Below are 22,887 nucleotides of genomic sequence, written 5' to 3'. Positions count from 1 at the left end.
CTCATTGCCCGGCTTGAGCGATACGCTGCCCGTTGCCGGAGAACACGTTGCGTTTGCAGATTTTCGCTTCGACTTTCTGCGGCGCAGTACCTGCTTTTTCAGGTCCCTGGACTTCGACGGCCAGCAGATTCTGCGAGGCCCAGTCTTCGTCCGTGCGCAACTCGAAGGCGAAACGCCCGTCGGTATCGGAGGTTTCCGGTTTCTCGATCTTGATGTCCTCGTGGCGCCCATTCATGTACCAGAGGGTGGCTTGCAAGGTTTTCACCGAGGTGTCGGCGAAGCGGATATCGACCTGATGACTGCTGTTGCGCAGGTCCAGGTTCTTGCTGTTGACCATCAATTCGTTTTTGCCCGGTTTCAGCGTGGCGCTGGCGCTCATTTGTGCATCTTTGCCTTCGCAACCGTTGTCCAGCAGCGCCATCATTTGGCGGTAGATGGTTTCCTGATCGAGGCGATAAAGCGGCGAGAATTCCCAGATGAGGATTTTCGGTGGTTTGGTCTGGAACTCTTCGCTGCCCAAGTACTGCAGCATCGAACCTTCGAAGCCACCACCGGGGAACGCCACGTTGAGGATGTCGGCGCCGATGGCCTCTTCGAGGAAACCGGCGAAGTTGTAGTTCTTGCCACTGTGGCTGGTGCCGACCAAGGTGATTTCCGGATTACCGGAATCACTGAACAGATCGCCATCGCCCGCTTCGCCCTTTGGCTCGGTGGTGAACTGATCCATGTACTGGATCGCGTAGCTGGTGCCACAGAGTTGACCCGCCATGTTGTGTAACGTTCCGGTCTTGCCCATGCGACCCGACTTATGGGTCTCGAATTCACGCTTGGGAACGTCGGCGAAGGCCGGCAATTGCTTGACCTTCTCGGCGACAATTTTCGCTGTGCGCTGGGCGCCATACGGCGTCCAGTGTTGGTCGCCGCGGAAGTAGAAATCGTGAGCCGGCAAGGTGTCGGGCAGCGATTCGTTGGTCAGCGGCGACAGGTCCGGGACCACGTAGCCCATCTGCGCGAAACGCCCGAGCATGGTCTTGTAGTTCCTCAGCGCCTTGTCGAAATCGTAGCTCGCCTTCTCTGCCGGGTTCAGCTTGTTGCGGTTCACCAGGCCACGGGTCGGCTGGTAAACGATGACCAGTTCCACGCCTTTGCTCTTGAACGCATCGTGCAGTTGTTTCAGGCGTTTGTAGCCGGCGGGTGTGGTGTCGAACTCGGTGCGCAAGTCTTCTTGCGTACGGAACAGCCAATCGCCCTGGGCCTGCACCAGTGTGGTGAAGTTCTGCTGATAGCGGGTGGTGTAGTTCTTCGCATCATGAGCGGCGGGGCACAGGCTGCAGCAATCCTCGGCCTTGAAGCTGGGTGCTTTGGCGTCTTCGGCACGTACGCCAGTGCTGGCCGCGAGAATGCCCGCGGTCAGGGCCGACAGGCTGAGTAATTTGATCAAGTGTGGGTGCATAAAATTATCCTCAGTCCCGCATTTCGGTCTGGCGTTCGACAGGGTCGATCAGCACGGCTTTCTGCTGGCGCACCAGCAGGTCGAGAATTTCATCCTGGCGTTCGCCGAGAATCCCCGAGAAGCTGATGCCGCTGGATTTGGTCGGTGCGAGCATTGACACGCGATACAACTCCACGCTCAACGGCGAGTCGATGGACAGCGGTCCGCTGCCATTGGCGGCCAATTCACCGCCGACCACGATCAGCGACACCTGGGCGTCGAACGGGTCGAGCTTGATGTCCCGGTCGGTGTCGGTCAGGTCTTTGATGTGTCCGTAGACACCGGTCAGGCCGTTGGCCATCGAGATGTTTTCGTACAGGCGAATGTTCACGCTGTTACGAATCCGGATGCCGTGGCGCTTGTTGCTGATCACCTTGTTGCCCCACAGCAGGTTGTCAGCACTCTCGTAGAGGGTGATGCCATCGGTGTGGTTCTTGTAGATCTCGTTGTAGGCGATCAGGTTGTTCACACTGTTACGGTCGATCACCACGCCCGACAGCTTGTTGTCGTAGCTGCGGTTGTTGAAGATGAAGCTGTCGTTGACCTCACGGGAAATAATGATCCCGTGTTTCTTCTTGGTCCCGTACACCGTGTTGTCGGCGATGATCAGGCCATGCGACCGGTCATGCGGGTCGATGCCGTAGACGATGTTGTCTTTGTAGGTGTTGCCCTTGACCACGAAGTCGCGGGTTTCGTAGCAGTAGAAGCCGTACCACATGTCCGAGAACTCGGAGCCGACGATCCAGCCGGTCGGTTCAGGGCGCTTGAGCACCTTGGCCATGTTCGGCGTGTATTGGGAAATACTCACGCCGTAAGACTTACTGTTGGCGTAACCGAAACTGGCGATCTTGCTGTTGGCGATGTAGGTCTCGGTGCCACCCCAGGACAGCAGGAACGGACGGAACTCCTTGGCCGACTTGAAAGCCGCCGGGCCGTTTGCCTTCTCGCTCCAGCCAGTGATTTTGGTGTCACGCACGAACAACTGGCCGTCGTTGACCAGGAACGAACCGGCCTCTTGGGACAGGCGCAATTCCTGGGTCTGCTTGTCGATTTCCAGAATGCCCTTGTTACCCACCACGATCGGCAACTTTGCCAGGAATACCCCCGGCGAGGTTTCGCTGAAGTACTGCTTGGGCAGCTTCTTCACCAGGTCCTTGAGGTTCATGTAGCCGTCGTCGATGAAGATCGCCTGCGGGATGCCATGCTGACGCACCACCCACTCGGCCATCTTGTTGTCGCCGCCGATGAAGTCCTTCAGGGCGTTTTCCTGCATCATCCGGCGCACGCTGATTTTGCCGGGTTTGGTGCGCACGATTTTCTCGGCGATGGCTTCCGCGGTGTAGCCAGAGGTGTCCGGCAGTTTCGGCGCGGCCAGGTCCAGCGGCGCGGTTGGCGCGCTGCTGACGGTGTAGGTCTTGGCCTGTTGCAGCCCCTTGGCCATGGTCGTCGATTTTCCCGCTTGCACAGGCTGGGCCGGTTCGACGGCGGCGAAGGCCGCTGCGCTGGCGAGCAGCAGCGCGCCGGCCAGCAGGCTGATCGAGCCTTTCTTGGCACTGTTCATGTCGGGCACTCCCTTCGCGGTTTGCATCAGAAGCGCCAGACCACGTCGACAAACGCGCGGTGCATGTACGAGTCGACTTCTTTGCCATACGCATCGCCAGGCTTGAACACACCGCCACGGAACCGCACCAGTGCCGAAGGCTCATCGATCGACTGGCTCAACGACGCCGGCAGCAGGCCTTGCTTGAAGTATTTGGTGACCACCAGGTCCATTTCCTGACCGAGGTCTTTGTTGCCATCTTCCAGCGGCAGGGAGGTGCTGGAGAGGATCGCGCCGGTCACGTCGTCGGTGTTGTTTTCGACGGCGTTGATGCCATTGCTGCCCACCGGCTTGTTGCCGTCGACACGCCAGAACTTGTGGTAGATCAGACTGGCGTCGTATTCGTCGTTGAGCATCCACGAGCCGAACAGGGTAGCGGTCTGCATGTTGTTCATTTCGCCACGGAACGCTTCGCCGAAACGGTGAACCCGCGAGCGTGTACCGGTGTAGTTCGAGCGATTGCTTTCCAGGCCGGTCTGTTCGTACTCGGCGCTGGCACGGGCATACGCCGCACCGACTTGCCACTGCGGATCAAGGCGCAAACGCAGGCCGATATCGGTGGCCCAGCCATTGAGGTCTTCACCGCGTTTGGCTTCGGTCGGGCGCGTGCCATCGGCGTTCAGCGGGTTGACCGTGTCGGTGTCGCCGCTCATGCCGGTGATGCTGCCCCAGTAGTTGACGGTGTTGGTGTTGCGCCAGTTGTAGGCGTCGCTGTCGGCGGTGAGGCCGAGCCAACTGATGTCGCCGTTCTGTTTTTTGTCCAGCGAATCGCCGGCCACGCCCGGCTCCGGATAGTCGAGCTTGCCGTCATCGTGGGTGTGATGACCGCGAATGCCGACCCAGTTACCCGGCGACCATTGAGTGGCCACGTCGCCGAAAACGTGCAGGCGATCTTCGTCTTTGGGTGCCAGCTCTTTCAAGTCGGTGCGGTATTCGCTGAAGCGTTCGGCGATACCGACGTTGGCGCGCAACAGGGTGGTGTCGAAGGTCCAGTTGAGGGCTTCGATGTTGGTGTCGCGCCATTGGCCGTCGTCGTTGCGCAGGCGTTGGCGACCGAGCTTGAGGATCTCGCCAGGGTAGGGCGTGAGGCCGCTGTAGCCGACCCAGAACTCACGCATCGCCAGGTAGTTCTTCTTGGTTTTGCGATCACCATTGTCGGTGGTCTGGGTACCGTCGCTGTCGGACTGTTGCAGGGTGTCCGTTTCGATAATGTCGGTGGACGTCACGGCCTGGCCCATGGCGTAGGCGCTCCACGCGCCGCTTTCGCCGTATACCCATGGACGCAGGTCGAGACCGACGCCGGAAACGTCGCCGCCGCTGGCAGTGCCCAAGTCACGGTCGTCTTCGGACTGGCCGGTAACTTTGACTTCGAGGCCAAAGTTCTTGTCTTCGGTCAGGGCAGCCAGGGTCGGGCACGACCACAGCAGGGCGAATGTCAGGCCAACACCGGCCTTCACGAATGGATTGAGCTTCATAGGGATTCCTCGCCGTCTTCTTCTTGCAGGGCGTGCAGTTCCAGCGTGTCCGGACTCACGGCACTACGAATGGCCTGCTCTTGTTTCAGCAGGCGTTGGGCCTCGGCCAGCCGGTCAGGCGGCAGTTGCGCTTCGATGGTTTGCGCAAGCTCATTGGCTTGTGGGGTGTTTTGAGCCTTCGCCAATTGGCTGAAGACATAAGCGTTGACCGGGTCGGGCCGGGTGCCCTTTCCTTGGGAGAACAGTTGGGCAATGGCGAAGTCGGCGCTGTTCTGGCCGTTACGCGCAGCGGTCAGCAGGTGATCCAGGGCTTTCTGCGGATAGACCTTGCCCAGGTAACCACGACGGTAAATCTGGCCGAGGTAGTAATCGGCGGCGACTTCACGGCCAACGGCTTTCTTGAAGTGCTCTTCGGCGACCTTGGCGTCGGCCGGCACCATTTTTCCTTCGAAGTAGAGCTTGCCCAGCAACAGTTCGGCGCGGGGCTGGTCGGCAGCGCGGCCGTTGTCCAGGTACTTCATCATCGTGTCGACGTCGCCCAGTTCAGGGAAGTCGTAGAGCAGTTGTGCCAGGCTGACCCAGGATGCCGGGTAGCCAGGTGCAATGCCTTCGAGCAGCGACTGAGCGGTTTTCTCGTCGGTCTTGCCCAGGCTCGCATCGGCCAGCACGCGGGCCACGCTGTCCACCCGTTGCGCAGAGACGGCGCCACGGCTTTGAGCGGCTTGCATCTGCTTGATCAGTTCGGCCTGTTGCTCTGGCTGGCCGCGTTTCTGATAGACCGTGGCCAGTTCGACGTAGCAGATGTCGGTGGTGTTCAACGCCGCTTTGCAGACTTTCTCCACGTCATCCAGGTGCTGGTCGTACGTGCCCTGGGTGCGATAGAGCAGCACTTGCGCCAGACCCGCTTCCGGTTTGCCTTCGGTGCGCCATTGGCTGATCTGCTGCTGTGCGTTGACGTTCGGGAAATTGTGCGGGTATTGCAGGTACAGCATCGCCAACGGGATCAGGGTGTTGCCTTCGCCATTGGCCGCGGCTTTCTTCAACAGTGCTTCGGCTTCGTGGTGTTCGGCTTCGGTGGCGCCGGGTTTGGCCACCAGCAGACGACCCAGGCGAGCCTGAGCCCGCGGCGAGACGCTAGCTGCGGCGCGGTAAGTCGCCTCGGCCTTTTTGACCTGCGCCGGGTCGCGGCTGTCGACCTGCAGATCGGCCAGGCCAACCTGAGCTTCGCTATAACCCAGGTCTGCCAGTTGCTGGTAGTTCTGCGCCGCGAGCGCGGTGTCGCCGCGCTTGAGGGCTTCATTGGCCAGACGCTGGTCGGGCAGGCCGGCGCAACCGGCCAGGCTCACGGCCAGCGCGAGTGAGCACACCACATAACCACTGTGGGAGCGGGCTTGCCCGCGATTCAGGCGACTCGGTACTTCAGAAAGACCGCGTTGTTCCAATCGCGGGCAAGCCCGCTCCCACAGGGTTCGCGGTGTTTTCAGGAGACTGAATAGGGTCACGGGCATGTCCTCTGTTTAAAGACCGGCGGCCATGGCTTTGTTGATCAGCCAGTTCAGGTTCGGGCCACGAGTGCTGTTCACTTCCACCGGACGACCGGCGAAGGCGCTGTCCAGCGGCTCGTCAGGTTTGATCTGCACGCGGATGTCGGATGACAGGTCGGCGCTTTTCAGGCTGGTGCTGCTGACGATCTTGCCGGTACGGGTTTGGTCTTCGCCGGCGATCTGGAAGCTGACGGTGGTGCCTGGACGCACGTCGCCGAACTGGCGATAGGAGAAGCGTGCTTCAACGTTGGCTTCGGTGTTGCGCGGCACCAGTTGGAAGATCACATCGCCTTTGCTGGCGTACTGACCGTTAGCCACCAATTGCTGAGCCACGGTGCAATCGCACGGCGATGTCAGGGTGCCGGTCATTTGCTTGCCGAACAGTTCTTCAACCTTGGACGGTTGCAGCTGACCTTCGTCCAGATGGCCCTTGAGTACGTCGAGCATGCTGGTGCTGAAGGTCGCCAATGGGGCGCCTTTGGCGGCGACGCCGTCAGCCTTGATCAGGCTCTGCACGGTGCCGTCGCGCGGCATGGTGATGTTCATCCCCTGCACACTGACCAGACCGGCCTGGGCGTGGCTGACGAAGTACATGCCGTACACCGATTTGAAAATGAAACCGAACGCCACCAGGCCGACCACGAAGATACCGGCGCTGAAGGTCACCGCTTTCAGACGGCCGAGCGGCGTCATGCCGTGACCGCCGTCCTTGTCCTTGCGCGCCTTGGTGAAGTTGTCGCGCTGCAGGGTCGCCAGCATTTCACCCACGCTGACGATGTCGCCGGCCAGGTGCGAGGTGATCAGGTGGCGCAGGGTGGAAATGTCCCGGGGTTCCAGGTTCTGGAACTGGCAACCGGTGCGACCGGTCTGGCGATCGACGGAACGGATTTGCAATTCCACGTCCATGGCCAGGCCGAGGTTATCGATCACGAATTGCAGGCGGGCCTTGTGCACATCGCCGACTTTCAGCGGCAGCTGACCGGCGTTGAACGCCAGGCCGCCAGCGGAAAGGTCGATGAGTCGGGCTTCAACCGGAGTCCGGTCTGGACCGAAGAAACGCAGCTTGGCCGGGATTTTCACGCGAGCGTGTTGGCGCTGGGCTTCGGATTCGTGCACTACGTTGGAGTTGACGGCGGTATTCATATGGGCGATTTCCTAGTTAATTCAGGCGAGTTCGGTCAGACCATCAGCAGCAGCACGGCGACAAAAATGCTGCCGGCGGAGAAGGTCATGGTCCGAGACGACCAAGTGTTGAACCAACGTTGAAAGCTGGCGAGATCACGGGTCAGAGAAGTGGGCTGGCGAGTCCAGGACTGTTGATCGAGGCGGAAGAACACGTAGATCTTCACCAGCGCGCCGACGATCTGGTTGTAATAGAGAATCGCCGGGTAAGCCGGGCCGATCCGGTGACCGGAGCAGGACAGCAGCACGGTCAGGATCAGGCGGGTGATGCCGATCCACAGCAGGTAAACCAGGATGAACGCGCTTCCGTACTTGAAGGTGGCGAGGATTGCCACGGTCAGGCCCAGCAAGGACGTCCACATCGATACACGCTGATCGAACAGCACCACCGAAGTGAACAGGCCGAGACGTTTCATCCCCAAGCCCAGGGCGCGGGAGTTCTGCCGCAGGTTGTTGCCGTACCAGCGGAACATCAGTTTGCGGCTGGCCTTGATGAAGCTCTTTTCCGGCGGGTGTTCCACGGTATGGATCGCGGCATCCGGCACGTAGAACGTGTCGTAGCCCAGACGCATCAGGCTGAACCAGCTCGACTTGTCGTCACCGGTCAGGAACTTGAAGCGGCCCAGGCGCCAGTGCTGCAACGAGTCGCTTTCCACGTCAGCGATGAAGTCCGGGTTGGTGACCACGGTGGCGCGGAATACCGACATCCGGCCGGTCATGGTCAACACGCGCTTGGACAAGGCCATGGAGCACATGTTGATGTGGCGTTGGGCGAATCGCAGTTTGTGCCATTCGCTCATGATGTAGCCGCCGCGCACTTCGCAGAACTCGTTGGTGGTCAGGCCGCCGACATTGCCGAACAGCTGGAACCACGGCACGGTCTTGAGCACGACGCCTTCGGCCAGCACGGTATCGCCATCGATCACGGCAACCACGGCGCGGTCGTCCGGCAGGTGGCGCGAGATGGCGCGGAAACCGTAGGCCAGGCCATCGCGTTTGCCGGTGCCGGGAATGCGCACGAAGTCGAGCTTGACCCGTGGCGGTGGGTTCATGCGTTTCCAGAGGCTCTTGACCAGCAGCTCATCGGACATTTCGACGATGGAGCAGACTACGGTGGTCGGCAGTTCGCAGTCGATGGCCTCGCGGATTACCGAGCTGTAGACCTGAGCGGTGGTCAGGGCGTCGATACGGAAACTGGTGACCATCAGAAATACATGGGACGGGTCTGCCGCTTTGCCCAGCTTGCGCACTTTGCGCCGCAGGTGCGGGTAGACCACGTACAGAAACAGCATGCCGCGCAGAAAGTGCGTGGCACCCATCGAGTAGCGCCAAATACCGACGATACCGATCAGGAAGATGAAGTCCTTCGACTCGGAGTCGAACGTGGACGCAGGCAGCGCCATGGCGATGCCCATCAGTAAACTTAGGTAAAACAGCCAACCGGCGGCCTGAAGTAGGCCGTGCTTTAGCCTGTGCATAATCTGCATCCGTCTCGATCTCGGGCGAGCCTGTGGGGTGGCCCGATGGGGTTAAGGCAGGCCTGTGAAAACTGGCGACACCCGCTCTGGATGACGCCAGAAATCCCGGTAGGAGCTGCCGCAGGCTGCGATCTTTTGATCTTTGTCTTTGGGTTCACTCAGGACTCAAGTGCCCCAGGAAAGATCGCAGCCTCGTTTCACTCGACAGCTCCTACAGGCGTGTTACCAGCAGATACCTTCGGTGCGCTTGCTGACGCTGGTGGCTTGAGACATGAAGCCAACCAGATCGACCACTTGCTTGCCGTGTGGAGCTTCCAGCGCCAGGGCGCGGAATTTCTCGTCACGGTTGCCGAGGATGATCACGTCGGAGTTTGCGATCACATCGTCGAAGTCGGAGTTGAGCAAGGACGAGACGTGAGGGATCTTCGACTCGATGTAATCCTTGTTCGCACCGTGGACACGGGCGTATTCGACGTTGCTGTCGTAGATGCTCAGGTCGTAACCCTTGCCGATCAGCATTTCCGCCAGATCAACCAGTGGGCTTTCGCGCAGGTCATCGGTGCCGGCCTTGAAGCTCAGACCCAGCAGGGCGACTTTGCGCTTGTCGTGGCTGGAGACGATGTCGAACGCGTTCTGCACCTGGGACTCATTACTGCGCATCAGCGAGTTGAGCAGTGGTGCTTCCACGTCCAGGGAACCGGCGCGGTAGGTCAGGGCGCGGACGTCTTTAGGCAGGCAAGAGCCGCCGAACGCAAAGCCTGGGCGCATGTAGTACTGGGACAGGTTCAGTGTCTTGTCCTGGCAGACCACTTCCATCACTTCGCGACCATCGACACCGACGGCCTTGGCGATGTTGCCGATCTCGTTGGCGAAGGTCACCTTGGTGGCGTGCCACACGTTGCAGGTGTACTTGATCATCTCGGCAACGGCGATGTCCTTGCGGATGATCGGCGCGTCCAGTTCTTCATACAGCGACTGCAGAACGTCACCCGAAGCCTTGTCGAACTCGCCGATAACGGTCATTGGCGGCAGATCGTAATCGGCGATCGCGGTGCTTTCACGCAGGAACTCAGGGTTGACCGCTACGCCGAAATCGATACCGGCTTTTTTGCCGGAGCAGTCTTCGAGGATCGGGATCACCACGTTTGCCACGGTGCCCGGCAGGACGGTACTGCGAACCACGATGGTGTGGCGGGTGGTCTTGTCACGCAGGACAAAACCGATCTCGCGGCACACGGCTTCGATGTAGTTCAGTTCCAGATCGCCGTTCTTCTTGCTCGGCGTACCGACGCAGATCATCGACAGGTCGGTGTCGCGAATCGCTTCGGCGAAGTTGGTCGTGCCGCGCAATTTGCCCGTCTCGATACCCTTCTTCAGAAGTTCGCCCAAACCCGGTTCAACGATCGGCGAACGGCCGGCGTTGATCATATCGATTTTGTCTTTGGCAACATCGACGCCAACGACGTCATGGCCCCGTGCAGACAGGCAACCGGCACATACTGCGCCGACGTAACCCAAACCAAATATGCTGATGCGCATCGCAATTACCTCTGTATTTATTCAAGCCATTACATGGCCGGAGTTAATGGTGTTCAGCGGTCATAGTGCACTCGCAAGTGCGACTTAAAGGCGCCACAATGCCGTGTGCAGGCATACTAAGTTCCGAGTGTCTAAATAAGTGCACTCAAGATGTGCGCAGCCAGGCCTTATTGTTATGACGTGCCCTGTTATGCAGCCGATCCTCTTTTCTGAAGACTTCCGTGCAAAGGTCTTGCGCGCTCAATGCCAGGCCCGAAAGCCCGTAGATCAAGCGGTTGGGTGCTCAGGTGAGCACGTTTATAGGGGCGCAGCCGTGGCCTTGTAGGGGATACAAATGCTGCTTTATCTCCTGTCCTTCATGTGTTGCCCAAATAAGCGATCAGTAAGCCCAAGTATGTATGACAACTTCGCTACATGAATCTCTTGTCTGTGTAAGTTATCTCGCACAATCACCGAGAGAATCGTTACCGGTGGTATGAGCGGCGCATTTGGACATAGTTCCTGTCCGCCCATCGCGAATGCTGAAATTTCTTGAAATATTGAAAAAGATGGCACTGCTTTCATAGTGATAGCACTTGCCGTTTCGCCCTTTATATATGGGCTTATTGTTGCTCAGGATATTTTTTTGCCACTACGAATAAAAATTTTCAGTGCCACTACCGAAAAATTTGCTAGCTGTCGAGTGAAACAAAAGTTAGAAAATGAAGTGCTGGTTTTTTGGCGTCAACAAGGCGACGAAAAGGCGGGGGATTTTTGAGGAACAAGGGAAGTGGCGCACGACGAAGTTATCGATGTCGTGCGCTGATTGAGTGCAGGCTCTTTTACTCCGGCGCGTGATCGCGCAGGAACACCAGATTGTCCGGTTTAGACTGTTCGGCGCTGTAGCGATAACCCTGAACGTCGAACTGCTTGAGTGCGACCGGGTCATTGATGCGTTCTTCGATGACGAAGCGACTCATCATCCCGCGGGCCTTTTTCGCGTAGAAGCTGATGATTTTGTACTGGCCGTTTTTCAGATCCTTGAACTCGGTATTGATGATGCGTGCGTTCAAGGCACTGCGTTTGACCGCCGAGAAGTACTCGTTGGAAGCCAGGTTCAGCAGCACGTCATCGCCTTGATCGGCCAGGGCTTCGTTCAGCCATTCGCTGATCCGTGTGCCCCAGAAGGCGTACAAGTCCTTGCCACGGGCATTGGCCAGTTTGGTGCCCATCTCCAGCCGATAGGGCTGCATCAGGTCCAAGGGGCGCAGCAGGCCATACAGGCCGGAGAGCATGCGCAAGTGCTGCTGGGCGTAATCGAAGTCGGCTTCGCTGAACGTTTGGGCATTCAGGCCGGTGTACACATCGCCCTTGAATGCCAGCAAGGCCTGCTTGGCATTGTCAGGGGTGAAGGCTGGGGTCCAGCTGCCGAAACGCGCGGCATTAAGGCCGCCGATTTTGTCGGAGACGTGCATCAGCTCGCTGATCTGCGCCGGCGTCAGGTCGCGCAGTTGCAGGATCAGCTCCTGGGAATGATCGAGGTATTGCGGCTGAGTGAAACGCTGGGTCGCCGGCGGTGTTTCGTAATCGAGGGTCTTGGCGGGGGAAATCACCATCAGCATGAAGTCGTCTCCTTTAATCGTGGCGGCGATTCTAGGGGGTTGTCTGTGTTGACTCCAGCTATCAAGCCCATAGGTGATCGATGGTGGGCCCCCTGATCGTTCCCACGCAGAGCGTGGGAACGATCAGGGGGCCGGCGATCGGCTATAGTGCCGCGCGGGTTTTGTTATGGAGACATCCCATTGCGTATCGTTTTTCTTTTCTCGGCCTGGCTCTTGAGCTTTGGCGCCATGGCGGCGCCGGGCGATGTGGCGACGCTTGATCGCAGCACCTGGCCTGAGCAGCTCAGCAGCCCGACGCTGTTTGACGTTGCCTCGCGGGCCGAAATCCTCATGTTTGCTCGCGTTCTGCTGGCCAGTGAATCGCTGGATGAAGCGAGCCTGGCTCAACGCCTGGGCCTGCGCACCCTCAATCTGGAGTCGGTCAACCAGCTGCGCCAGCGCATGTGGCAGCGTTTGCTGACCAATTACAACTTCGCCCAGCAGAGTTGCGATCAGGATGCTTCCTTCTGTTTCCTGGTCGAGGACATGCCCACCTTGCGTGAGCAAGCGGCGAAGTTTCAGGTGAGCGACGACAGCTATTACATCAAGTGGGCCGAGCCGAGCCGCTTGTTCCACGCCCAGTACCTGGACGAGCAGTTGCGCAAGGCCGCGCTGTTTCCGCAGACCAGTAGTGAAGTCGATCGTTTTGGCGACTATGAGCGCAATGGCGAGACCATGAATGATCGTCTGTTCCTGCTGACCTTCGACAGCGCCGCCAAGGTCACGCCAGATAACACCGCCTGGGCCACCGAGTACCTGCGCAAATCGAACATGAGCGCTACGTTCTTCGTCCTCGGTAAGGACATTCAGGCCCGTTTGGCCGAACGTTCGGTGGCCAGTCTGCAAGGGACTTATTCGCAGCAATGCGTTGGCGTGCAAGGCTGGGAGTTCCGCTCCCACAGCCATTGGCAAGACTGGCAGGGCTCGGTGCGACGCAGCGTCGAGCTGGTCAAAGGCAAGCTGCCGGAGAATTACGTACCGCTGTTTCGCCCGCCCGAGGGTCAGCGGCGATCCGATGCCGAGGGCTTCTTTACGTCTCAGGGCTTGCAGGTGGCATTGTGGGATATCGATGCCCAGGACGGCGCCGGCAAGCTCAAGGGCAGCCAGAGCGCACAACGGGTGTTAACCCTGATGCTGCTGTGGCGGCATGGGGTGATCAACTTCAATGTGAAGCAGGATGCGCTGAAAACGGCGATGCCTTGGCTCATTACGCAAACGGCGCCAAGCGGGATCGGTTGGGCAGACTGTCAGGACGTGTTTCGCTGAAAACGGCAGAAGGCCGTAAACATTGGGTGAGGGGCGGTTTTTGCAGATAAATCGGTGCAGGCGGACTTCCGACTTTAACGGCACATTGCCTGCACGCCAAGGGCTATTCGTCACTCTGAAAAATAAACTTCAAAAAAACGTCAAAGTGCTTTTTTCTGTCACAGGTTTTGGAGTATTACGAAGACAGACCGCCGAAACCTGCAACACAGGTGGCGTCTTCCAAGACCCAGCTTGGTGCAGTTCACTTGCGTCCGCTCTTTGTAGGTAGGGCGGGGTGAATTCGGTGGCCACTTCGAGGCGCAGCACTGTCATGGTACTGCGTCGACTGGCTCCCACAAAGGTGACCGAGTATGGATGATCACGGACGTAGCCCTTCTTCCAACCAGCCAATCCTTTATGTACTCGATACCAACGTATTGATTCACGATCCAAACGCCCTGCTTAACTTCGAAGAACACCACGTCGCCATCCCGATGACCGTGCTTGAAGAGCTGGACAAGCTCAAGAGCGGGCATCACAGCGTTGCCGCGGAATGCCGCCAGGCGATTCGCCTGATCGACAAAACTTTGGGCGATGCCAGCCCCGAAGACGTCGAACTCGGCGTCCCGATCCAGCGCGGCAAGAGTGGGCCCAAGGGTTTGCTGTCAATTCTGATGAGCAAGCGCACTGAGCCGAACATCATTCTGCCCGAGCATCTGAACGACAACATCATCATCAACCAGTTGATCGACCTGCGCGCGCGCGATGCAAAACTGCCCGTGGTGCTGGTCACAAAAGATATCAACATGCGCCTCAAGGCCCGGGCTTGCGGGATTGCGGCCGAGGACTACAGCACCGACCAGTTGGTCGACGACGTTTCGTTGCTGCCCAACGGTTATCACAACATGACCGGTTCGTTCTGGGATCGGGTGAGCAAAGTCGAAACCCGGCAGGATCATGGCCGCACCTGGCACCAGGTGCAGCTGATCGACAACCTGCCGGCCGTACACGTCAACGAGTTCATCATCGACGAACAGGGCTTTGTCGGCTGGATCAAGGAAATCCAGGTCGACAAGTTGCTGATCCTCGATTTGCATCAGGAGCCTCTGTTGCACCAGGAAGCCTGGGGCCTGAAACCGCGTGACATCTATCAAAGCCTGGCGCTGTACGCGTTGCTTGATCCGGACATTCACCTGGTCAACCTGTCTGGTGCTGCCGGTTCCGGTAAAACCATCCTGGCCCTGGCGGCGGCCATCGAGCAGACCATGGTCAGCAAACGCTACCGGCGCATCATCGCTACCCGTAGCGTGCAGGGGCTGGACCAGGAAATCGGCTTCCTGCCCGGCACCGAAGCGGAAAAAATGGAGCCTTGGCTCGGCGCCATCACCGACAACCTTGAAGCTCTGCACATGGACGACGAAAGCACCCATGGCAGCGTCGACTACATCCTCAGCAAAGTGCCGTTGCAGTTCAAATCCCTCAACTACATTCGAGGCCGCAGCTTCCAGCAGAGTTTGATCCTGATCGATGAGTGCCAGAACCTCACGCCGCACCAGATGAAAACCATCATCACCCGGGCCGGCGCCGGTTCCAAAGTGGTGTGCCTGGGCAACCTGGCGCAGATCGATACCCCTTACCTGTCCGCGACCAGCTCCGGGCTGACGTACTTGACCGAACGCTTCAAGGACTTCCCCAACGGTGTGCACATCACCCTGCAAGGGGTGCCACGCTCGATTCTGGCCGAATACGCCGAATCGCATTTGTAATCGCTTCAATAGAACCGGGCGGCCCAAAGCCGCCCGGTTTTTTATTCCCGACACAAATCCCTTGTAGGAGCGAGGCTTGCCCGCGAAGAACGATAACGCAGTTCGCCTGACAGACCGCATCGTTCCTTTCGCGGGCAAGCCTCGCTCCTACAGGAGCATGTCGATCCGATAATCAAACGTGCGAAAAATTGACCCACAGGTTTACAATCGATGCTCCTGATCAGGAGTAACCCTGTGCTGACTCATCTCGATTCCCAAGGTCGCGCCAATATGGTCGACGTCACTGAAAAAGCCGTGACGTTTCGCGAAGCAACAGCCCAAGCGCTGGTGCGCATGCTGCCCGAAACCCTGCAAATGATCGTCAGTGGCGGCCATCCCAAGGGTGACGTGTTCGCCGTGGCGCGGATTGCCGGCATCCAGGCTGCGAAGAAAACCAGCGATCTGATTCCTCTGTGCCACCCGTTGATGCTTACCGGCGTCAAGGTCGAACTCAGTGCCGAAGGCGACGATACCGTGCGCATCGTGGCGCGCTGCAAGTTGTCCGGGCAGACCGGCGTCGAAATGGAAGCACTGACGGCCGCCAGCGTCGCGGCGCTGACCATCTATGACATGTGCAAGGCCGTGGATCGCGGCATGACCATCGAGAGCGTGCGGCTGCTGGAGAAACTCGGCGGCAAGAGCGGCCATTTCCAGGCGGATCAGCCATGAACGTGACTGTGAAGTTTTTCGCCCGTTACCGTGAAGCGCTCGGCGTGGACTCGGTGAAGGTCGAAGGTGATTTCGCCACGCTCGACGATGTGCGCGCGCTGCTGGCCCAACGCGACGGTGCCGAGGTGCTGAGCGAGCAGAACCTGATGTGCGCCCGCAATGAAGACCTCTGCCAGCTCGACGAGCCGGTGAGCGATGGCGATGAAGTGGCGTTTTTTCCAACCGTGACCGGAGGCTGAGCCATGGCCATTCGCGTGCAGTCCACGCCGTTCGATCCAGGTGCAGAGGTCAACGCCATGCACGCGGCCAATGTAGGCGTCGGTGCGGTGGTGAGTTTTGTCGGCTACGTGCGCGACTTCAATGACGGCCTCGACGTCGCCGGGATGTTTCTGGAGCACTACCCGGGCATGACCGAAAAAGCCTTGGGCAAGATTGCCGCGGAGGCCGAGCAGCGCTGGCCGCTGTTGAAGCTGGAAGTGTTGCACCGCATCGGCGCACTGGAGCCGGGCGAGCCGATCGTTTTCGTCGGTGCCGCCAGCGCCCACCGTCAGGCGGCGTTCGATGCCTGTGCCTTTGTCATGGACTACCTGAAAACCCGCGCGCCGTTCTGGAAGAAAGAAAACACCCGTGATGGGCCGCGTTGGGTGCAAGGGCGTGACAGCGATCATGCGGCGGCGGATCGCTGGAAGCAGTAAGCAATCGAACCGTCTTCACGGGCTCGACTCTGGAAAAACCTCTGAAAGTTAATCCGTTCTTAACCGGTTTATCGTTTATTCCCGACGTTGGCCAAGGTGGTCTTGTCAAAACGGTTCATCGACAAGACCCCGCCCGAAGGCCGGATCAGGGGCCGTTCAAGGCTCTCAAGGACTGGGTCAGCGTGTAGACTTCCGGGCAACCGATATCAGATCGACAAGGTCGCATTACCGCCAGTTGGCATATCGAAGACAGCATCAGCCTGACGCCGCAGCTGCAAGCGCAGCCGCCGACGAGCTGATCCACGGACACAAAAGGGAAACGCGATGAGCGAGGAAACGATGCGGTTGGGACGTGAACGGCGCTATCTGGTGGTGCTGGGCATTATTTGCCTGGCGCTGATCGGTGGTGCGCTGTACATGCAAGTGGCTCTGGGCGAGGCACCGTGCCCGCTGTGCATCCTGCAACGCTACGCGCTGTTGCTGATTGCGCTGTTCGCCTTTATCGGCGCGGCGACGCGCACCCGCCGCAGCATCACGCTGTTCGAAGCGCTGGTGGTGATCTGCGCCATCGCGGGCGCCGGAGTGGCCGGGCATCACGTCTATACTCAGTTTTATCCTGCGGTCAGTTGCGGCATCGATGTGCTGCAACCGATCGTCGACGGCCTGCCGCTGGCGAAGATCTTCCCGCTGGGCTTTCAGGTCGACGGGTTTTGCGCTACGCCATACCCGCCGATCCTCGGCTTGTCCCTGGCACAGTGGGCGCTGCTGGCGTTCGTGCTGATCGTGGTGCTGGTGCCGCTACTCACTTTGCGTAACCGCAAAACGCTGCGCTGAGACTTTTTCGCCGTACCGTTGCAGGAAGCAAACAACGCCCCGGTTCTCGTTGAGAGGCCGGGGCGTTTTGCATATTCGCAGGTCAGGTAAACAGACCTTGAAGCTCGACAGGGAAGGGTGCGACACGTGTGCGACATGTTGTCACAGCTTGAGTGTCGCAAAGCATTTCAATTCGCTGATTCAGGGCATCGCTTCGCACCAAAAACCCGCTCTTCCCGGCGTTGCCGGTTTCAGCGCCCGTCAGTCGAAACAGGCAGTTTTAACAGTGCCTGACAAATTGCCAAAGCCCTTGTCCATGGGGGGTAGAGCAGGGTCGAAGGCGAGCGCAGAGCCTTGGAAGCTGTCTGAACTTGGCGTGGTAGACCTACATTTTTTGGTGTTTTTGTTGAGAATGAATTTCGATACCATGGCGCACTTTTGCAAAAGCCGTTAATGATTGTTGCCGGATCGGATATAAATTATTTCGGGATGAGACATGGTTTATGAATCGCTACATATCTACAATCGCCCGCACTGAATTCCCGGCACTGCTCACCCTTACTCAGGTGCATGAGCAGAATTAGGGTGTCGAGAGGCCTGATGGCTTCATGCGACCCCCAGGTGTCGGTGCCTTCCGACTATCCGCACCAAATGGAATTGGTCTGTAACAAGGCCCTTGACCACGAATTCGAATAAGAACTCACCGCAGGCCCAGCAATTGTCGAACAGCGTCTGACGCGCGGCGGGCAGGCCCTTATTCAATCCAAGAAAAATGCCAACCCTTGGCAGGGTGAAGTGTTGGCGATCAAAACCCAACTGCATTGCGCAAGCTGCTTTAGAGGTCGTGAGATGAGTAAAAACAGGTACCCCAGACTACTAGGCTTATTGCCGCTGCTCGGCACGTTGTTGCTGGGAGGCTGCAACATGACCTTGCTCGATCCCAAGGGCCAGGTCGGCCTGGATGAGCGAAACCTGATCATCACCGCAACGCTGCTGATGCTGTTGGTCGTCGTGCCGGTCATCGTCATGACTTTCCTGTTCGCCTGGAAGTACCGCGCCTCCAATACTGACGCCGTCTACACGCCTAAGTGGTCGCACTCCACCAAGATCGAAATCGCGGTGTGGACGATTCCAGTACTGATCATCATTGCCCTGGGTTACATCACCTACAAGTCGACCCATGCCCTGGATCCGTATAAACCGCTGGAATCCGACGTCAAGCCGATCACCATCGAAGTGGTCGCGCTGGACTGGAAGTGGCTGTTCATCTACCCGGAACAAGGCATCGCCACGGTCAACAAGATCGTGTTCCCGGCGCACACCCCGATCAACTTCAAGGTCACTTCCGACGCCGTGATGAACTCATTCTTCATCCCAGCTCTGGGCGGCCAGATCTACGCGATGGCGGGCATGCAGACCAAACTGCACCTGATCGCCAACGAGAACGCTGAAATGGACGGTATCTCCGCCAACTACAGCGGCGCGGGTTTCACCGGTATGAAATTCAAAGCGATCGCAACGACTCAGGAAGATTTCGACGCCTGGGTAAGTGAAGTCAAAAAGGCACCTAAACAGCTTGAACAAGCTGAATACGCAGCCCTTTCCAAGCAGAGCCAGAACAACCCAGTCGAGCTCTACTCCTCGGTGACGCCAAACCTGTTCCAGATCATCGTCGACAAGTACGAAGGCATGAAACCGGGTCCGAAGGTGAAGCACGAGAAGAAAGAGAAAGAAGTGGCCGCTACGCAAGGAATGGACATGAACTCGCATTCAGCTGCCGGGGCAGAGGAGTAAACGATGTTTGGTAAATTAAGTTGGGAAGCGGTCCCGTTCCACGAACCGATCGTGATGGTGACCATCGCCATGATCGCGCTCGGTGGTCTGGCGCTGTTCGCTGCAATCACTTACTTCAAGAAGTGGACCTACCTGTGGACCGAATGGCTCACCTCGGTCGACCACAAGAAAATCGGCGTGATGTACATCATCGTCGCCATGGTCATGCTGCTGCGTGGTTTTGCCGACGCCATCATGATGCGTACCCAGTTGGCCATGGCCACCGAGGGTTCGCCTGGCTACTTGCCACCTGAACACTATGACCAGATCTTCACCGCTCACGGTGTGATCATGATCATCTTCATGGCGATGCCATTCTTCACCGGCCTGATGAACCTTGCAGTGCCGCTGCAGATCGGCGCCCGTGACGTTGCTTACCCGTTCCTGAACTCCCTGAGCTTCTGGCTGCTGGTTTCCGGCGTGGTGCTGATCAACCTGTCCCTGGGCGTTGGCGAATTCGCCAAGACCGGTTGGGTTGCCTATCCGCCGTTGTCGGGGCTGCAATACAGTCCGGGCGTGGGGATGGATTACTACATCTGGGCGCTACAGCTATCCGGGCTAGGTACGACGCTGACGGGGGTCAACTTCCTGGCCACTGTGCTGAAAATGCGTACCCCGGGCATGAAGCTGATGGACATGCCGATCTTCACCTGGACTTGCACCTGGGCCAACGTCCTGATCGTGGCTTCGTTCCCGATCCTGACCGCTACCCTGGCACTGCTGACGCTTGACCGTTACATGGATTTCCACATTTTCACCAATGAACTTGGTGGCAATCCGATGATGTACGTCAACCTGTTCTGGGCCTGGGGTCACCCTGAGGTTTACATCCTGATTCTGCCGGCGTTCGGGATCTTCTCCGAAGTCATCTCGACGTTCTCGGGCAAGAAACTGTTCGGCCACCACTCGATGATCTACGCATCGGGCGCGATCTCGATCCTGGGCTTCATGGTTTGGCTGCACCACTTCTTCACCATGGGTTCGGGTGCCAGCGTCAACGCCTTCTTCGGTCTGGCGACGATGCTGATTTCGATCCCGACGGGGGTGAAGCTATTCAACTGGCTGTTCACCATCTACCAGGGCCGTCTGCGTTTCACCAGCCAGGTTCTCTGGACCCTGGGCTTCATGGTGACGTTCGCCATTGGCGGCATGACCGGCGTACTGCTGGCCATCCCGGGTGCTGACTTCGTACTGCACAACAGCCTGTTCGTGATCGCGCACTTCCATAACGTGATCATCGGCGGCGCGGTATTCGGCTACATCGCAGGTTTCGCCTTCTACTTCCCGAAAGCGTTCGGCTTCAAGCTGCATGAAGGTTGGGGCAAGGCTGCATTCTGGTTCTGGATCTCGGGCTTCTTCGTCGCGTTCATGCCGCTCTATGCACTGGGCTTCATGGGTATGACCCGTCGCCTGAACGCCACCACCAACCCTGAGTGGGTACCGTACCTGTACGTTGCCATGTTCGGTGCGGTGATGATCGCTGTCGGTATCGCCTGCCAGTTGATCCAGCTGTATGTCAGCGTGCGTGATCGCAACAAGCCAGAGAACATGTGCGAACACGGCGACCCGTGGAATGCCCACACGCTGGAGTGGTCGACCTCGTCGCCACCACCGTTCTACAACTTTGCCGTGCTGCCGAAAGCAGAAAGCATCGACCCGTTCACCGAAGCCAAGGAAAACGGCACCGCGTACAAGGCCCCGGCCCGGTACGAGCCGATCCACATGCCAAACAACACCGCGACCGGTGTGGTCATGGGTGCTCTGTTGACGGTGTTCGGTTTCGCGATGATCTGGCACATCTGGTGGCTGGCAATCGCTAGCCTGGTTGGCACCGTGGCGTACTTCGTGATCCACGCTGCACGTGATGATCAAGGCTATATGGTGCCGGTCGACGTGATCGAGCGCATCGAAGCCGAGCAGCACAAGCGTCTGGTAGCGGCCGGGAAAGTTCCAGCCACCACCACCCGTGTTGAAACCTCGTTGGAACAGGCTTAAACCATGTCGAACTTAGTGACCAATGCTGGACACACCCATGTCGATGGACATGGGCATGATGACCATCACCACGACTCGGGCGAGATGACCGTATTCGGTTTCTGGCTCTACCTGATGACCGACTGCATTCTGTTTGCGTCGATCTTCGCGGTGTACGCGGTACTGGTTAACAACGTAGCGGGTGGCCCGTCGGGCCACGACATCTTCGAACTGCCTTACGTACTGGGCGAAACCGCTCTGCTGCTGTTCAGTTCGATCACCTACGGCTTCGCCATGCTGGCGTTGTTCAAGGGCAAGAAAAACCAGGTGTTGGTCTGGCTGGGAATGACCTTCCTGCTCGGCGCCGGCTTCATCGCCATGGAAATCAACGAGTTCCACGTGTTGATCGCCGAAGGCTACGGCCCTAGCCGCAGCGGCTTCCTGTCCGGGTTCTTCACCCTGGTCGGTACCCACGGTCTGCACGTGACCAGCGGTCTGATCTGGATGGCGATCATGATGTATCAGGTGCAGAAGAACGGCCTGACATCGACCAACAAGACCCGCCTGAGCTGCCTGAGCCTGTTCTGGCACTTCCTGGACGTTGTGTGGATCTGCGTATTCACGGTTGTTTATCTGATGGGGACTATGTAAATGGCTAACGCTCATTCCCACGATGGCCACGAAGCCAACCACGGCAGCGTAAAGTCCTACGCCATCGGCTTCATCCTGTCGGTGATCCTGACCGTCATTCCATTCGGTCTGGTGATGTACCCGTCGCTGCCGAAATCGATCACCCTGTGGATCGTGCTGGCGTTCGCGGTTATCCAGGTGCTGGTGCACCTGGTGTACTTCCTCCACCTGGACCGTTCCGCCGCCCAGCGTAACAACGTGATCGCATTTGTCTTCGCTGCACTGGTCATCGTCCTGTTGGTTGGCCTGTCGTTGTGGATCATGTTCAGCATCCACACCAACATGATGGCGAAGTGAGGTAAGTCCGGATGTCCTTGAAGCACTTTATCCAAATCACCAAACCGGGGATCATTTTCGGTAACGTGCTTTCAGTGGCAGGCGGATTTTTCCTGGCCTCCAAAGGGCATGTCGATCTGGCCATTTTCCTGGCTGCGATGATCGGCACGTCCCTGGTGGTGGCTTCCGGTTGCGTGTTCAACAACTGCATCGACCGCGATATCGACCTGAAGATGGAGCGCACCAAAAACCGTGCGCTGGTCCAGGGCCTGATTTCGGTGAAATTGGCCTTGGCGTTCGCTACGGTGCTGGGCGTGGCCGGGGTGGCGTTGCTGTACAAGGTGGCCAACCCGTTGGCCGCTCTGTTCGCGGTAATCGGTTTTGTCATCTATGTCGGTTTCTACAGCCTGTACCTCAAGCGCAAGTCGGTTCACGGCACGCTGGTGGGCAGTCTGTCGGGGGCGATGCCGCCGGTGATCGGTTACGTGGCTGTGACTAACAGCTTCGACATGGCCGCACTGACGTTGCTGGTGATGTTCAGCTTGTGGCAGATGCCGCATTCCTACGCCATCGCAATTTTCCGCTTCAACGATTACCTGGCCGCATCGATTCCGGTGTTGCCGGTGAAGCGCGGGATCCAGGTGGCCAAGAAGCACATCCTGCTCTACATCCTGGCGTTCCTCGTGGCGACCTTGATGCTGACCTTCAGCGGCTACGCCGGCATGAGCTACCTCGCCGTCGCCGCAGCCATGGGCATGTACTGGCTGTACATGGCCTGGACAGGTTACAAGGCAGTGGATGACACGGTCTGGGCACGTAAGCTGTTCGTGTTCTCGATCTTCACCATCACTGCATTGAGCGTGATGATGTCGCTGGATTTTAAAGTGCCGAGTGAGCTGTTGCTGACGTACGCGCCTTAAGCTTCGGATGCTGTAAA

Annotated in this window: 19 protein-coding genes; 11 read left to right on the top strand and 8 right to left on the bottom strand. The window is 58.4% G+C overall.

All coding sequences use genetic code 11. From position 1 onward, the window contains the following. Position 1 precedes the first annotated feature (1 nt). From NHU87_RS24070 to yaaA, 8 genes are all read right to left on the bottom strand, one after another. Positions 2-1,453, bottom strand: a complete 1,452-nt coding sequence (locus NHU87_RS24070) for an alginate O-acetyltransferase (protein WP_253553012.1) — start codon at positions 1,451-1,453, stop codon at positions 2-4. A gap of 10 nt (positions 1,454-1,463) precedes the next feature. Continuing rightward, positions 1,464-3,053 (bottom strand): mannuronan 5-epimerase AlgG, encoded by a 1,590-nt coding sequence (gene algG / locus NHU87_RS24065; protein ID WP_253553010.1) that lies wholly within the window; start codon positions 3,051-3,053, stop codon positions 1,464-1,466. Positions 3,054-3,079: 26 nt separating this feature from the next. Beyond that, a complete protein-coding gene (locus tag NHU87_RS24060; RefSeq protein WP_253553008.1) occupies positions 3,080-4,567 on the bottom strand; it encodes an alginate export family protein in 1,488 nt (495 codons plus the stop codon). Beyond that, positions 4,564-6,075, bottom strand: coding sequence for an alginate biosynthesis TPR repeat lipoprotein AlgK (gene algK, locus NHU87_RS24055; protein ID WP_253553006.1), 1,512 nt, complete (start codon positions 6,073-6,075; stop codon positions 4,564-4,566). Before algK ends, NHU87_RS24060 begins: the two co-directional genes overlap by 4 nt. 9 nt (positions 6,076-6,084) lie before the next feature. After that, on the bottom strand, positions 6,085-7,254 hold the full coding sequence (locus NHU87_RS24050; protein ID WP_253553004.1) for an alginate biosynthesis protein Alg44: 1,170 nt from the start codon (positions 7,252-7,254) through the stop codon (positions 6,085-6,087). A gap of 35 nt (positions 7,255-7,289) precedes the next feature. Beyond that, on the bottom strand, positions 7,290-8,771 hold the full coding sequence (gene alg8 / locus NHU87_RS24045) for a mannuronan synthase (RefSeq protein ID WP_437180856.1): 1,482 nt from the start codon (positions 8,769-8,771) through the stop codon (positions 7,290-7,292). A 222-nt stretch (positions 8,772-8,993) separates the two neighbouring features. Continuing rightward, positions 8,994-10,310: a nucleotide sugar dehydrogenase gene (locus NHU87_RS24040; protein ID WP_253553002.1), complete on the bottom strand. Its 1,317-nt coding sequence runs from the start codon at positions 10,308-10,310 to the stop codon at positions 8,994-8,996. An 821-nt stretch (positions 10,311-11,131) separates the two neighbouring features. Next, positions 11,132-11,911 (bottom strand): peroxide stress protein YaaA, encoded by a 780-nt coding sequence (yaaA, locus tag NHU87_RS24035; RefSeq protein WP_253553000.1) that lies wholly within the window; start codon positions 11,909-11,911, stop codon positions 11,132-11,134. Positions 11,912-12,091: 180 nt separating this feature from the next. Here yaaA and NHU87_RS24030 point away from each other — a divergent pair, with 180 nt between their 5' ends. From NHU87_RS24030 to cyoE, 11 genes are all read left to right on the top strand, one after another. Then, positions 12,092-13,216: a polysaccharide deacetylase family protein gene (locus NHU87_RS24030; protein WP_253552998.1), complete on the top strand. Its 1,125-nt coding sequence runs from the start codon at positions 12,092-12,094 to the stop codon at positions 13,214-13,216. A gap of 350 nt (positions 13,217-13,566) precedes the next feature. Then, positions 13,567-14,961, top strand: a complete 1,395-nt coding sequence (locus NHU87_RS24025) for a PhoH family protein (RefSeq protein ID WP_095633365.1) — start codon at positions 13,567-13,569, stop codon at positions 14,959-14,961. A gap of 234 nt (positions 14,962-15,195) precedes the next feature. Beyond that, positions 15,196-15,669: a cyclic pyranopterin monophosphate synthase MoaC gene (gene moaC / locus NHU87_RS24020; RefSeq protein ID WP_059406245.1), complete on the top strand. Its 474-nt coding sequence runs from the start codon at positions 15,196-15,198 to the stop codon at positions 15,667-15,669. Then, entirely contained in the window at positions 15,666-15,908 is a 243-nt protein-coding gene (gene moaD, locus NHU87_RS24015; RefSeq protein WP_253552996.1) for a molybdopterin converting factor subunit 1, read from the top strand. Before moaC ends, moaD begins: the two co-directional genes overlap by 4 nt. 3 nt (positions 15,909-15,911) lie before the next feature. After that, positions 15,912-16,364 (top strand): molybdopterin synthase catalytic subunit MoaE, encoded by a 453-nt coding sequence (gene moaE, locus NHU87_RS24010; protein WP_253552994.1) that lies wholly within the window; start codon positions 15,912-15,914, stop codon positions 16,362-16,364. Positions 16,365-16,688: 324 nt separating this feature from the next. Then, a complete protein-coding gene (locus tag NHU87_RS24005) occupies positions 16,689-17,198 on the top strand; it encodes a disulfide bond formation protein B (protein ID WP_253552992.1) in 510 nt (169 codons plus the stop codon). An 828-nt stretch (positions 17,199-18,026) separates the two neighbouring features. Then, positions 18,027-18,971 (top strand): ubiquinol oxidase subunit II, encoded by a 945-nt coding sequence (gene cyoA / locus NHU87_RS24000; RefSeq protein ID WP_253552991.1) that lies wholly within the window; start codon positions 18,027-18,029, stop codon positions 18,969-18,971. Positions 18,972-18,974: 3 nt separating this feature from the next. Then, a complete protein-coding gene (gene cyoB / locus NHU87_RS23995) occupies positions 18,975-21,005 on the top strand; it encodes a cytochrome o ubiquinol oxidase subunit I (RefSeq protein WP_253552990.1) in 2,031 nt (676 codons plus the stop codon). Between the two features lie 3 nt (positions 21,006-21,008). Next, positions 21,009-21,635 carry a cytochrome o ubiquinol oxidase subunit III gene (locus tag NHU87_RS23990; protein ID WP_253552989.1) on the top strand — a complete coding sequence of 209 codons (627 nt, stop codon included), beginning with the start codon at positions 21,009-21,011 and terminating at the stop codon, positions 21,633-21,635. Further along, the gene (gene cyoD, locus NHU87_RS23985) at positions 21,636-21,971 is read left to right on the top strand and encodes a cytochrome o ubiquinol oxidase subunit IV (protein WP_048396513.1); all 336 of its coding nucleotides are present in this window, start codon (positions 21,636-21,638) and stop codon (positions 21,969-21,971) included. It abuts the gene before it with no gap. 11 nt (positions 21,972-21,982) lie between these two features. Then, the gene (gene cyoE, locus NHU87_RS23980; protein ID WP_253552988.1) at positions 21,983-22,870 is read left to right on the top strand and encodes a heme o synthase; all 888 of its coding nucleotides are present in this window, start codon (positions 21,983-21,985) and stop codon (positions 22,868-22,870) included. Positions 22,871-22,887: the final 17 nt, after the last annotated feature.

Origin of the sequence: Pseudomonas mandelii (genome assembly GCF_024138395.1) — a bacterium.
GTDB lineage: Bacteria > Pseudomonadota > Gammaproteobacteria > Pseudomonadales > Pseudomonadaceae > Aquipseudomonas > Aquipseudomonas mandelii_E.
Note: the sequence above shows the minus strand (reverse complement) of the source record. Positions and strands in the feature narration are given on the sequence as shown.